The organism is Enterobacter sp. BNK-22, assembly GCF_048684805.1.
GTDB lineage: Bacteria > Pseudomonadota > Gammaproteobacteria > Enterobacterales > Enterobacteriaceae > Enterobacter > Enterobacter quasiroggenkampii.
Genome location: NZ_JBLQTT010000001.1, coordinates 1,890,143 through 1,901,812, shown reverse-complemented (window position 1 = coordinate 1,901,812; position 11,670 = coordinate 1,890,143). Strand labels below are relative to the sequence as shown.

General features: G+C 61.1%; 11 protein-coding genes and 1 pseudogene. 7 read left to right on the top strand and 5 right to left on the bottom strand.

What is annotated here, in order from left to right:
- Positions 1-10 precede the first annotated feature (10 nt).
- The gene (locus tag ACMGGE_RS09035) at positions 11-1,201 is read left to right on the top strand and encodes a glycoside hydrolase family 88 protein (protein ID WP_045908342.1); all 1,191 of its coding nucleotides are present in this window, start codon (positions 11-13) and stop codon (positions 1,199-1,201) included.
- Positions 1,202-1,223: 22 nt separating this feature from the next.
- Entirely contained in the window at positions 1,224-1,823 is a 600-nt protein-coding gene (locus ACMGGE_RS09030) for a DJ-1/PfpI family protein (RefSeq protein WP_196346097.1), read from the top strand.
- A 123-nt stretch (positions 1,824-1,946) separates the two neighbouring features.
- Here the strand turns inward: ACMGGE_RS09030 and ACMGGE_RS09025 are convergent, their stop codons facing one another.
- Genes ACMGGE_RS09025 through hpxO form a run of 3 tightly spaced genes read right to left on the bottom strand, consistent with a single transcriptional unit; the run spans position 1,947 to position 5,100 of the window.
- A complete protein-coding gene (locus ACMGGE_RS09025) occupies positions 1,947-2,882 on the bottom strand; it encodes a PDR/VanB family oxidoreductase (RefSeq protein ID WP_420293673.1) in 936 nt (311 codons plus the stop codon).
- 11 nt (positions 2,883-2,893) lie between these two features.
- Positions 2,894-3,931 carry a molybdenum cofactor-independent xanthine hydroxylase subunit HpxD gene (hpxD, locus tag ACMGGE_RS09020; protein WP_420293672.1) on the bottom strand — a complete coding sequence of 346 codons (1,038 nt, stop codon included), beginning with the start codon at positions 3,929-3,931 and terminating at the stop codon, positions 2,894-2,896.
- A gap of 14 nt (positions 3,932-3,945) precedes the next feature.
- Positions 3,946-5,100 carry an FAD-dependent urate hydroxylase HpxO gene (hpxO, locus tag ACMGGE_RS09015; RefSeq protein ID WP_048222407.1) on the bottom strand — a complete coding sequence of 385 codons (1,155 nt, stop codon included), beginning with the start codon at positions 5,098-5,100 and terminating at the stop codon, positions 3,946-3,948.
- Positions 5,101-5,339: 239 nt separating this feature from the next.
- On the opposite strand from hpxO, the gene uraD reads away from it, so the two are divergent.
- Together uraD and uraH are read left to right on the top strand one after the other, a co-directional pair.
- A complete protein-coding gene (uraD, locus tag ACMGGE_RS09010; RefSeq protein WP_196346100.1) occupies positions 5,340-5,840 on the top strand; it encodes a 2-oxo-4-hydroxy-4-carboxy-5-ureidoimidazoline decarboxylase in 501 nt (166 codons plus the stop codon).
- Positions 5,837-6,160 (top strand): hydroxyisourate hydrolase, encoded by a 324-nt coding sequence (gene uraH / locus ACMGGE_RS09005; RefSeq protein ID WP_196364781.1) that lies wholly within the window; start codon positions 5,837-5,839, stop codon positions 6,158-6,160. The genes uraD and uraH overlap by 4 nt, the downstream gene beginning before the upstream one ends.
- Here the strand turns inward: uraH and guaD are convergent.
- Together guaD and ACMGGE_RS08995 are read right to left on the bottom strand one after the other, a co-directional pair.
- On the bottom strand, positions 6,140-7,459 hold the full coding sequence (gene guaD, locus ACMGGE_RS09000) for a guanine deaminase (RefSeq protein WP_048222411.1): 1,320 nt from the start codon (positions 7,457-7,459) through the stop codon (positions 6,140-6,142). The two genes, uraH and guaD, sit on opposite strands and share 21 nt — an antisense overlap.
- Before the next feature lie 102 nt (positions 7,460-7,561).
- On the bottom strand, positions 7,562-9,058 hold the full coding sequence (locus ACMGGE_RS08995; protein WP_008499855.1) for an NCS1 family nucleobase:cation symporter-1: 1,497 nt from the start codon (positions 9,056-9,058) through the stop codon (positions 7,562-7,564).
- Positions 9,059-9,202: 144 nt separating this feature from the next.
- On the opposite strand from ACMGGE_RS08995, the gene ACMGGE_RS08990 reads away from it, so the two are divergent.
- From ACMGGE_RS08990 to puuE, 3 genes and pseudogenes are all read left to right on the top strand, one after another.
- Positions 9,203-9,919, top strand: coding sequence for a GntR family transcriptional regulator (locus ACMGGE_RS08990; protein WP_048027304.1), 717 nt, complete (start codon positions 9,203-9,205; stop codon positions 9,917-9,919).
- Positions 9,919-10,788, top strand: a pseudogene (locus ACMGGE_RS08985) (aspartate/glutamate racemase family protein); the annotation flags it as partial. The gene ACMGGE_RS08990 and the pseudogene ACMGGE_RS08985, both read left to right, overlap by 1 nt.
- Positions 10,709-11,608: an allantoinase PuuE gene (gene puuE, locus ACMGGE_RS08980; protein ID WP_223540544.1), complete on the top strand. Its 900-nt coding sequence runs from the start codon at positions 10,709-10,711 to the stop codon at positions 11,606-11,608. The pseudogene ACMGGE_RS08985 and the gene puuE, both read left to right, overlap by 80 nt.
- Positions 11,609-11,670: the final 62 nt, after the last annotated feature.

The following is an 11,670-nucleotide window of genomic DNA, read 5'->3' as shown; positions in this document are numbered from 1 at the left end:
AGGAGTTGTTATGACCAAGTCTGTTATCACCGAAGCGCTGCGGCCGATCGAGCTGCATCAGGTCGATCGCCTGGCACTGAGCCAGAAGCTGGAAGCGGCGTTAGCCCGCGTCACGCGCAAGCTCGACAACAATATTGTCGCCTTCGGCGATAAGTTCCCCGGTGAGGCCTGTGAGAAGGGGGTCTGGCCGCGCACCGATAACGTGGAATGGACCACCAGCTTTTGGCCTGGCCAGCTGTGGCTGGCGTGGGAGATGACCGGCAAAGCGCATTATCGTGAAGCCGCCGAACGCTATTTACCGTCGTTCGCCCGGCGTATTGAGCAGCGCATCGACACCGCAACGCACGATCTCGGGTTCCTCTATTCGCTCTCCTGCATCAGCGCCTGGCGCCTCACCGGCAACGAAGCCGCTCGCCAGTCGGCGCTGCTGGCAGCCGAGCGCCTGATGGAGCGTTTTAACCCGACGGCCAACATTATTCAGGCGTGGGGTGATTTAAACGACCCGGAGCAGCAGGGGAGAATGATCATCGACTGCAACATGAACCTGCCGCTGCTGTACTGGGCCAGCGAACAGACCGGGGATCCGCGCTATGCGCAGGCGGCGACGGCTCATGCCGGACAGGCCGCGAACTATATCGTGCGTGAAGATGCCTCGACTTATCACACTTACTATATGGATGTGCAGACGGGTGAGCCGCGCTTTGGCAACACCCATCAGGGCTACAGCGATACCTCGTGCTGGTCGCGAGGCCAGGCATGGGGCATTTACGGCTTCCTGCTCAGCTATCAGCACACCGGCGATAAGCAGATGGTTGAGCTGTCCCGCAGCCTGGCGCATTACTTCCTCAACCGTCTGCCGGAAGATGATGTTTGCCACTGGGATCTGGCGCTGCTCGGTACCGACGCCGTGCGCGACAGTTCAGCGGCGGCGATTGCCGCCTGTGGCCTGCTGGAGCTGGTCAAGGCGCTGCCGACGCTCGACGCAAACCGTGCGTATTATGAAGAGATGGCGCTGCGTATTGCGCTGTCGCTGACCGATAACTACCTTGCTCACGACGACGATCCGACCGAAGGGCTGCTGCAGCACTCGGTTTATCATATGGGCAGCGGTAAGGGCGTCGATCAGTGCTGTAGCTGGGGAGACTATTTCTATCTTGAACTGCTGGCGCGGCTGCGACAGATTTGGCACCCGTACTGGTAACCCTTAAGCAATGGAGAGCAAAATGAAAAGCGTAGCCGTGCTATTAGCCCCTGGTTTTGAAGAGGGGGAAGCGATTGTCACTATCGATATCCTGCGCCGCCTGAATATTACGGTGCAGACGATTGCCTGCGGCGAGAGTCGCGAAGTGGTGAGCTATCACGCCATCCCTATGGTGGCGGACAGTACTCTGCAGGCCAGCCTCGACCGGACTTTTGACGCCGTGGTGTTACCGGGCGGCCCGCAAGGCAGCGTTAACCTGGCGAAAAGCGCGGAGGTCATTGCCTTCGTCCGCCGCCACGATGAAGCGGGCAAATATATCTGCCCGATTTGTTCCGCCGCCGCCCGCGTGCTGGGCGGCAATGGACTGCTGAAGGGGCGTCGCTATGTCTGTTCCGGCGATCTGTGGAAAACAGTCAGCGATGGCATCTACGTCGATGCCGACGTGGTAGAAGACGGCAATCTGCTGAGCGGCCGTGGGCTGGGTAAAGTGTTTGATTTCGCCTTTACCCTGGCGGCGCGATTGCAGGGCGATGACGCGTTGGCGCGCGAGCAGGCCAGCCATATTGATTATGCGTGGCAGGATAGCGAGCCCGTTTACGGGCTGGCAAAGCGCGATTTGTAAGTTTCGCCCGGCGGCGCTACGCTTGCACGGGCCTACAATGAATAGTGCAATATATTGATATTGTTACAGATTATAGGCCGGGTAAGCGCAGCGCCACCCGGCAAGAAAGCGTGTGCAGACGGTTTACAGCCCAATCACCAGCTCCCCGGAATGGCTCCGCGAGCAGCACAGCGCCACCTGCTGGTCCGTCGCGCTTTTTTCCGCCTCCGACTGCACGCTATCCCGGTGATCCACCACGCCGTCAATCACCGGCGTCAGGCAGGCTCCGCAGATCCCCATCTCGCATGACAGCGGCACGTCCACGCCATTTTCCTGCAGCACCTGGGCGATGGTTTTATCCGCAGGCACCGGCCAGCACTCCCCGGTGGAGGCCAGCTTGACCGTGAAGATCTCCCCAGCTTCACCGCCTGCGGCGGGCGCAACGGGCTGAAACGCCTCGCTATGAAGATGGGCGTCAGCCCATCCCTTTGCTGTGGCGACCTCACGTATTTTTTTCATAAACCCCGCAGGTCCGCAGACCCAGGCGTGAAGGCCCGATTCGGCCGCCGGGAGATGTTCCGCCAGCGCGGTGCGCGGGCTGGCGGTATGAATGATGCACTCATCGCACAGCGAGAGTTCGCGCGCAAACGCCGCGCTTTCCCGGTTCCTGACGTAGTAGTGCAGCGTGAACGGCGTTCCGGTCGCCTTCAGCTGCAGGGCCATCGCATACAGCGGCGTAATGCCAATTCCCGCCGCCAGGAGCAAAACCCGCTCTGCCTGCTGAAGCGGAAACAGGTTGCGCGGGGCCGATATCATCAGCTTCTGCCCGGGACGCAGCGTCTCGTGAACATAGCGCGACCCGCCGCGCGAGGCGGTTTCCCGCCCCACGCAGATCAGGTAGCTCTCGCCGCCACACGCTCCGGTCAGGGAATACTGGCGAACCACGCCGCAGGGCAGGTGAACATCAATGTGTGCGCCGGGCTGCCACGGTGGCAGCGCTTCGCCGTCTTCCGCCACCAGCCTGACGGCGAGGCTTTTGTCGCCCTCGCGCCACAACCCGTCAACAATCACGCTCAGCATATCGGCCTCCGTCATACCAGGAAAAACTCGCCAAAGCCCATCTTCTTCAGTCCCCGACGGTAGGCAATCGAGCTTTTATCTGCGGGGATATGCGCTTCCAGGGTCAGGTCCAGCGGCAGGCGTTCCGGACGCTGGGTTTCCACCATCAGACGGTCCTCTTCAAAAATCCGCAGATTGAAAGCATGCACATCCTCCACCGGAATATGCAGGTCAAAATTGCGGGCGATAGGGGCGAACATGCGGGTCACGCGCGATGACACCGGCGATGCGGCGTTCATAATGACCAGTCTCGACTCACCCGGAAAATGAATCGTCAGGGTGGCGGTGAACGGCAGGTGCATCTCAAAATGGCGTAACCACTGGAACCCTTCCGGAGCCTGCACGGGGGAGCTGGCGGGATAGTTGCTCACGGAGCTCCAGTAATCCGCCACGAAGCCAAACGGCGTCTCCTGAGGCTGATAGTGGGGCACCAGCGGGTTATTCGGGTCCGCAAAAGTATCAGTGTGGATCCAGGCAAAGTGCGCCACGTCCAGAAAACCCTCTACCTGACGTCCGGCAAAGCCGTTGACCTCAAACGCCGGGCAGTTAATCTGCTGAAATCCGTCGTCATCCCAGTGCGGCATGGTGGGCAGCGGCGCGGGGTTTTCCGGATCAAACGCCAGGCAGGTCCAGATGAGCCCGAACCGCTCCTCCACGGCGTAGTTAATCAGGTTCAGCTTCGCCGGAACGGGCTGGTCGGGGCTGGAGGGAATACGGTTGCAACGCCCGCCCTCCCCAAAGCGTAAGCCATGATAGGGGCAGATAATCCCGTGCTCGTCGTGAAAGCCGAGCGTCAGCGGCACGCCGCGGTGCGGGCAAACGTCACGGGCGACCACGACCTGGTCGTTAATGCGGTAAATCACCAGCTGCTCATCCAGTAGCGTCGCTTTGACCGGCGCCGGACCGACGTCGCAGGCGCGCGCGACCGGATGCCAGCATTTCGCCAGACGCAGCCAGTCCTCTGGCTCAAACGTACAGTGGGCGGGTGGAGTCGGTTCTCTTTTCATCATTATCCCTCTTACATTCAGCCTAACGGGCCGCCCTGAATGGTCTCGCACAGACCGTTGATGATGCGCTCTCCGGTCTCCTCTCGAAGCTCCTGATACCAGGCCTGCGTCAACGCCATGTCTTTGCCGTGGGTGACGTCGCAGCGCTTACGTGCCTTCAGCACCAGGTCGCGCACCCGGTCGCAGCGCAGCGCCTCGTACTGCCGAAGCGCCAGCGTGATGTTGTGGTTTTCACGCAGGCATTCCCCCAGCACCACGGCGTCTTCCATCGCTGCGCAGCCGCCCTGGCCGATATCCGGCGTGGTGCTGTGCCCGGCATCGCCCAGCAGCGCGACGTTGCCGCGTACCAGGCTGTCGAACGGCTCAATGTCGTGGATTTCAATCCGGTTGGTGGTTTCAGGATCCAGCGCCGCGATAAGCTTCTGCACCGGCGGCGCCCAGCCGCGGAAGTAGCCCGTGAGATCGGCGCGCAGGGTAGTGCGATCCTCCGCCAAACCCGCAGGGAGCGGCACGTCAAAGAAGAAGTAGAAGCGTCCACCGGAGACGGGCATCAGCGACACGCGTTTGCCTTCGCCAACGAAGGTGGTCCACTGGTGCGCCGGGGCGATCTCCTCGTCAATCTTCACCAGCCCGTTCCAGTTCACGTAGCCGGCGTAGCGGCGCTCCGGCGTGTACCCCAGCACGTACGGGCGAACCGCCGAGTGGCTGCCGTCGGCGGCAATCAGGAAATCCCCGGCAGCTGTGCTGCCATCGGTGAAGGTGACGCTCACACCAGCCTCGTCTTCATGAACGCGTTCGACGCGCTTGCCGAACTGCACCTTGTCGCGCCCCCAGAAGTCCAGCATTTCGCGCTGAAGCTCAGCGCGCGAGACGGGGCAGGGACGCCCGCCGGTACGCTCAACCAGCGGGGCAAGGCTAAAGCGGGTCAGGGTATCGCCGCGACGGTAATCCTTATAGGCCATAAAACGCATCGGCCCGCCGTAGGTCTCGATGATGTCGCCCATGCCGAGGTGCTGCATGCATTTCACGCCGTTCGGCCAGATGGAGATGGCCGCCCCGACGGGCCTGATCTCCTTTACGGCTTCAAACACGGTACAGTCGATGCCCGCTTTCTTGAGCGCGACGGCGGCGCTCAGGCCGCCAATACCCGCACCAATAACGATTGCTCTCATGCTTCTCTCCTTTTGCAGGGTGTAAAGACATTCAGCAATTTGCGTACCAGGCTGCAGAGTGGTGAAAACGGCGTTGTGAGGGAGACGTTTGCACTGCTAAGGTGCGCAAACGCGGTGAGCGTGCCTTTTTATGAATCAAAAATTTCCTGGTCAGCCATCCGGAATCGACTGTTTCACGTTTGTCTCAAGAGTGGCGTGGTTTGTGCACTAACCTGAAGGAGGATAATCAAGGAGAACCTATGATCGCACTGCACGACTTCAATCAGCTGCCTGAGAAAGACGCTTTTACGCTGCTTCAGCCCTGTGTGGCGATACCCGGCTGGGCCGACGCGTTGGTGAGTGGGCGGCCTTATTCGAGCCGGGACGCGTTGTTCATTGCGGCGCAGGCCCTGACGCAACGCTGGGATGAAGCGGCCTTAACGCAAGCCCTGAGCGCCCATCCGCGCATCGGGGAAAAGCCTGCGGGTTCAGCGGCGGAGGCGGCACTGTCGCGCCAGGAACAGGGCGCGGTGAACGATCGCGATACCGCCCTTGCCAAGGCGCTGCGTGAAGGTAATGCCCGCTATGAAGCCCGCTTTGGGCGCGTCTTTCTGATCCGCGCGAAGGGACGCAGCGGCGAGGAGATATTACAGGCCCTGCACGCGAGGCTGGAGAACAGCGACGCGCAGGAAATCCGTGCCGCGCTGGAACAGTTGCGGGAAATTACGCTGCTGCGACTGGAAGGAGTCATTCACGAATGAGCACACTCAGCACCCATATCCTCGATATTTCGACGGGCAAACCCGCAGAGGGCGTGACGGTTCATCTGCAACAGGACGGGAAGACGCTGGCCACGGGCGTGACCAACGTCCAGGGACGCATCGCCGCGTTCGTTCCCTCTCTGCCCGCGGGCCGCTATCGGCTGGTGGCGGAGATCGGCGCGTGGTTTAGCGATACCGGCCGGAAGACGATCTATCCCTGCGCGCACATTGAGTTTGTGACGGGTGAAACGGCAGACGAGCATTTTCATCTGCCGTTTGTGATTGCTCCCGGCGGGTGGTCAACCTACCGGGGCAGTTGACCACACCCGCTCGCCGTTGACCCAGGTCTCGCTGATGTTGCGTTCGTCGCCGAGGGTCATCAGCACAAAGAGCTGCTCGTAGATATCCTGGCAGCGACGATTGCGCAGGCGCTGCAGCGGCGTTACGTCGGGGTCGATAACCACGAAATCCGCCTCTTTGCCTGCCGCGAAGTTGCCAATCTTATCGTCCAGCCGGAGGGCGTGCGCACCGCCCAGCGTGGCGTGATAAAACGCCTCGCTGGCGCGCAGGCGGTAGCTCTGAAGCTGGCCCACCTTGTAGGCCTCCCCCAGCGTGCGCAGCATGCTGAAGGTGGTGCCCGCCCCGACGTCGGTGCCGATGCCCATCCGCACCCTGTGCTGCCAGCAGGCGGGCAGGCGAAACAGCCCGCTGCCGAGAAACAGGTTAGAGGTGGGGCAAAACGCCACCGCTGAGCCGGTGTCATGCAGGCACTGCCACTCGCTGTGGTGCAGATGGATCGCGTGGGCAAACACGCTGCGCTCGCCGGTCAGGCCGTAGTGGTGATACACGTCCAGATAGCGCTCATGCTCCGGCCAGAGATCGCTCACCCAGGCCACTTCGTTGGGGTTCTCGCTCAGGTGGGTCTGCAGCCAGGTGTCCGGGAACTCCTCTCTGAGCAGGCTGACCGCCGCAAGCAGCTCGGGTGATGACGTCGGCGCAAAGCGCGGCGTAATCGCATAGCCCAGCCGTCCACGGTGATGCCAGCGCTGGATCAGCGTCCGGGTCTGCCGGTAGCTCTGCTTCGCGTCTTCGCTCAGGTAGTCCGGCGCGTGCCTGTCCATCATGACCTTACCAGCGATAAGGCGCATGTTCAGGCGCAGGGCCTCGGTAAACAGCGCTTCGACCGATTCCGGATGCAGCGTGCAAAACACCAGCGCGGTGGTGGTGCCGTTGCTCACCAACTGGTTAATGAAAAATTCGGCGATCTCTTTTGCATAGGCCTCATCGGCGAACTGGCTCTCCACCGGGAAGGTGTAGGTGGTCAGCCACTCCAGCAGCTGTTCGCCAAAGGCGCCAATCATCTCCGTTTGCGGATAATGGACGTGGGTGTCGACAAAACCGGGTAGCAGCAGCCTGCCGCGCAGGTCGGTATAGCCTTTGTGCGGGTCAAGATACTGTTCGCCCTCCTGCCACGGCATCTGTGCCAGAATTTTTCCGTGCTGGATAAACAGCAGGCCGTCCTCAAGGTAGCGCGCGTGCTGGGCAATGGCGTCTGCGCTGTCGCAGACCCGGGCAATATCAAAAAAAGCACCGCGTATCGCAGTCTGGTATTCCATCATGGTTCCTGCCTTCGTGTGTGCGTAGCGGGGGGGTAAGAAGGCTCAGCAAGAACGGTGCCAGAATGAACGGGCCGCAAAGATGCTGCGGCCGGAGGGAGGGAATTACTCTTTTTGCGTCGCCACGCGGGAGCCAAACGACGTCGCACCTGCCGTCTCGCGCTCTTCCCGCGCCAGCCAGCGGTAGGTGACGCCACCGAGGAAGACGCCGATAAACCAGCTGAAGTTTGCCACCTCATGCAGGGCCGGGATAAAGCTAATGACCAGGCCCACGGCAACGGACGGGATCAGCGCCCCAATGGCTTTCGGGTTAAAGCCGTTGCGGTACCAGTATTTGCCCTTTGGCGTGTCGTCGAACAGATCGTCAACCGACACCTTGCCGCGTTTAATCAGGTAGAAATCGGCGATCAGGATGCCGAACAGTGGGCCGATAAACGCCCCGAGCACGTCCAGGGTGTAGTGGATAAGCTCCGGCGAGTTGAACAGGTTCCACGGGGTGAGCAGGATCGAGCCAACGGCGGCAATCATGCCTCCGGTGCGGAAGCTGATTTTCTGCGGCGAGCAGTTAGAGAAATCAAACGCCGGTGAGACGAAGTTCGCCACGATGTTGATCCCGATGGTGGCGGTGATCATCGTCAGCAGGCCAATCGCCACGGCCAGATCGTTGCCCACGCGGCTGACGGTCTCAATCGGGTCGGTGATCATGCGGCCAAACAGCGACTGGGTGCCGGAGACAATCACTACGGTGACGATGGAGAACAGCAGGAAGTTAAACGGCAGCCCCCAGCGGTTGCCGCGGCGGATCTCACCCATGCTTTTGCCGTAGCGGGAGAAATCGCCAAAGTTGAGCAGCGGACCGGAGAAGTAGGAGACCACTAGCGCCGTGGCGGTGATCATCTGCCAGGTCTGCTCGCCCGCGCTCAGGGATTTGCTGGCGAGGGTAAAGGAGATCCCGTCAAAACCGGTCTTGTATACAATCCAGCCGGCGAGGGCCAGCATCACCACATAGACCGCCGGACCGGCGATATCAATAAAGCGCTTGATGGCGCTCATGCCGTGCCAGAAGACCATCGCCTGCAGGACCCACATAATGGCAAAGCAGATCCAGCCCAGATGCGACAGGCCCAGGAATGCGCCGGTAGTGAGTGAAGAGAGCGACGGCCAGAACTTCAGCGCCACCAGCATCAGCGCGTTGGCGGCGAGATAGGTCTGAATACCGTACCACGCGAAGGCAATCAGCCCGCGGATCACCGCCGGAATATTGGCCCCGAACACGCCAAACGCCTGACGGCTGATCACCGCGTAGGGCACGCCCGCCATCTGGCTCGGTTTGGCCACCAGGTTGGCGCACAACTGCACGATGCAAATCCCCACCAGCAGGCAGAGCAGCACCTGCCAGCTTGCCAGCCCGAGTGTAAAGAAGCTCGCGGCGACAACATAACCCCCCATGCTGTGAACGTCCGACATCCAGAACGAAAAGATGTTGTACCAGCTCCAGTTCTGGTCACGCGTCGGTGCCAGATCCTCATTGCAAAGACGTGGGCTGTAAACCGCACCGGAATCAGCGGCCGTACCTTGCTGTGCGTTTTGACTGTTTGGCATGAAACCTGCTCCTGTGAATGAAAACCCGTTGAGTGGGAGTGCAAACGGTGTTGCAGGATCCAGGCCAAAATAATAAATCTTGTATGCAATATTTTATTTTTATGTATACGATTCGATAACGGAAAGTAAAATTAGGAGTGGTGAATGAACAACATAAACGCCCTGCAAACCGCGCCAGACCTGCATGATAAAGACGAATCCATCTTCCAGGCGCTGATGACCGCGATTGTCGAACACCAGCTGCTGCCGGGGAGCAAATTGCCGGAAGAGGCGCTGGCCGAGGTCTTTGGCGTGAGCCGCACGGGCATCCGCAAGGTGCTTCAACGACTCGCCGCTGTGCAAATGGTCACCCTGACGCCCAAGCGTGGTGCACACGTCGCCAGCCCGACGGTGGAAGAGGCGCGGCACATCTTCCGCACCCGCGCCCTGCTGGAGGTCGCTAACCTGCCGGACGTGCTGGCGCACTGCCAGCCGCCGCATCTTGCCGCGCTGGAGGCCATTATTCGTCAGGAGCAGCAGGCGCACGAGGCCTATGACGGCCCGGCGGCGATCCGCCACTCCGCCAATTTCCATATTCAGCTGCAGGCCATCTCCGGCAACCAGGTGCTCACTGAGATGGTGACCAGCCTGAGCCAGCGTTCTTCGCTGGTGATTGCCACCTGGGGCGCGCCGTGGCGTCAGGGCTGCCGTTGCAACGATCACGAGCAGCTGGTGGATCTGCTGCGCCAGAAGGCGCTCCAGCCGCTAAGCGATGCATTAATGCACCATTTTGAACATATCGTCGCCAGCCTCTGCTTCGAGCGGGCGGGCGAGTGCCTGCCTGATTTTGCCCGGCTGTTTGCCGGCCACAAGGAGTCGTAATGTCTGTCTGTATACAAGTGATCAACCCCAACACCAGCCTCGCCATGACGGAAACCATCGGCGCGGCAGCCCGCGCGGTGGCGGCACCGGGAACGGAGATCCTCGCGGTCTGCCCGAGCGCGGGTGTGCCGTCTATAGAAGGCCACTTTGATGAGGCCATCGCCGCCGTCGGTGTCCTGGAGCAGATCAAAAAAGGCAGGGAGCAGGGCGTGGACGGTCACGTGATCGCCTGCTTTGGCGATCCGGGCCTGCTGGCGGCGCGCGAGCTGGCGCAGGGGCCGGTAATCGGCATCGCCGAAGCCGCCATGCATATGGCGACGCTGGTCGCGACGCGCTTTTCGGTGGTCACCACGCTTCCGCGCACGCTGATCATTGCCCGTCATCTGCTGCACCAGTATGGCTTTCAGGACCATTGTGCGGCGCTGCACGCCATCGACCTTCCGGTGCTGGCGCTGGAAGACGGCAGCGGTCTGGCGCAGGAGAAAGTACGCGCGCGCTGTATACAGGCGCTGAAAGAGGATGGCTGTGGCGCCATCGTGCTGGGCTGCGGCGGCATGGCGACGCTGGCGCAAGAGTTGACCCGCGAGCTGCGCGTGCCGGTGATCGACGGCGTCAGCGCGGCGGTGAAGATGGTGGAATCGCTGGTGGCGCTGGGGCTGTCGACCAGCAAGCACGGCGATCTGGCGTTCCCGGAGAACAAAGCGTTAAGCGGGCATTTTCAGGCATTGAATCCATTTTAATTTTTTGGGGGTGGCAATGGGGCTTTTTGAACAGGATTATCCGCGTGATCTGCGCGGTTACGCGGGCAACCCGCCGCACGCGCGGTGGCCGAATCAGGCGCGCATCGCCGTGCAGTTTGTGCTCAATTACGAAGAAGGGGCAGAAAACCACGTTCTGCACGGCGATGCCGGATCCGAGCAGTTCCTGTCGGACATCATTGGCGCGGCCAGCTACCCGGACAAACACATGTCGATGGACTCTCTCTACGAATACGGCAGTCGCGCCGGGTTCTGGCGGATCCACAATGAATTTCAGAAACGCGGCCTGCCGTTGACGGTCTTCGGCGTGGCGATGGCGCTGGCGCGTCACCCGGAGATCGTTGAGGCGATCAAAGCCGCGGATTACGACGTGGTTAGCCACGGCTGGCGCTGGATCCACTATCAGAATATGGACATCAGCCAGGAGCGCGAACACCTGCACAAGGCGGTGCACGTTCTGACCGACCTGTTTGGTAAGCCGCCAACGGGCTGGTACACCGGGCGCGACAGCCCCAACACCCGCCAACTGGTGGTGGAGCACGGTGGTTTTGACTACGACAGCGACTACTACGGCGACGATTTGCCCTTCTGGACGGAAGTGGCCTGCAGCGACGGCTCCCGTAAACCGCACCTGATAGTGCCGTATACGCTGGATGCGAACGACATGCGCTTTGCGACCGCGCAGGGGTTTAACACCGCCGAGCAGTTTTATACGTATCTGAAGGACAGTTTTGACGTGCTGTACGAAGAGGGGGAAAGCGCGCCGAAGATGATGTCCATCGGCATGCACTGTCGCCTGCTGGGGCGACCGGGTCGTTTTCGCGCGCTGCAGCGGTTCCTGGATTATGTGCAGCAGCACGAGCGGGTGTGGGTCTGTACCCGCCAGCAGATTGCCGACCACTGGCGGGAGGTACATCCGTTTCAGAAGTAAGTGTGCGATGTTTTGCCGGGTGGCGGCTGCGCCTTACCCGGCCTACAGGGCCCACAGGGCAT

Excerpts from the sequence above, each read along its gene's own strand:
- uraD (WP_196346100.1), top strand. The coding sequence starts at position 5,340 with ATGATCGCACTGCACGACTTCAATCAGCTGCCTGAGAAAGACGCTTTT.
- ACMGGE_RS09025 (WP_420293673.1), bottom strand. The coding sequence starts at position 2,882 with ATGCTGAGCGTGATTGTTGACGGGTTGTGGCGCGAGGGCGACAAAAGC.
- ACMGGE_RS08995 (WP_008499855.1), bottom strand. The coding sequence starts at position 9,058 with ATGCCAAACAGTCAAAACGCACAGCAAGGTACGGCCGCTGATTCCGGT.
- uraH (WP_196364781.1), top strand. The coding sequence starts at position 5,837 with ATGAGCACACTCAGCACCCATATCCTCGATATTTCGACGGGCAAACCC.
- ACMGGE_RS09035 (WP_045908342.1), top strand. The coding sequence starts at position 11 with ATGACCAAGTCTGTTATCACCGAAGCGCTGCGGCCGATCGAGCTGCAT.
- guaD (WP_048222411.1), bottom strand. The coding sequence starts at position 7,459 with ATGATGGAATACCAGACTGCGATACGCGGTGCTTTTTTTGATATTGCC.
- ACMGGE_RS09030 (WP_196346097.1), top strand. The coding sequence starts at position 1,224 with ATGAAAAGCGTAGCCGTGCTATTAGCCCCTGGTTTTGAAGAGGGGGAA.
- hpxO (WP_048222407.1), bottom strand. The coding sequence starts at position 5,100 with ATGAGAGCAATCGTTATTGGTGCGGGTATTGGCGGCCTGAGCGCCGCC.
- hpxD (WP_420293672.1), bottom strand. The coding sequence starts at position 3,931 with ATGATGAAAAGAGAACCGACTCCACCCGCCCACTGTACGTTTGAGCCA.
- ACMGGE_RS08990 (WP_048027304.1), top strand. The coding sequence starts at position 9,203 with ATGAACAACATAAACGCCCTGCAAACCGCGCCAGACCTGCATGATAAA.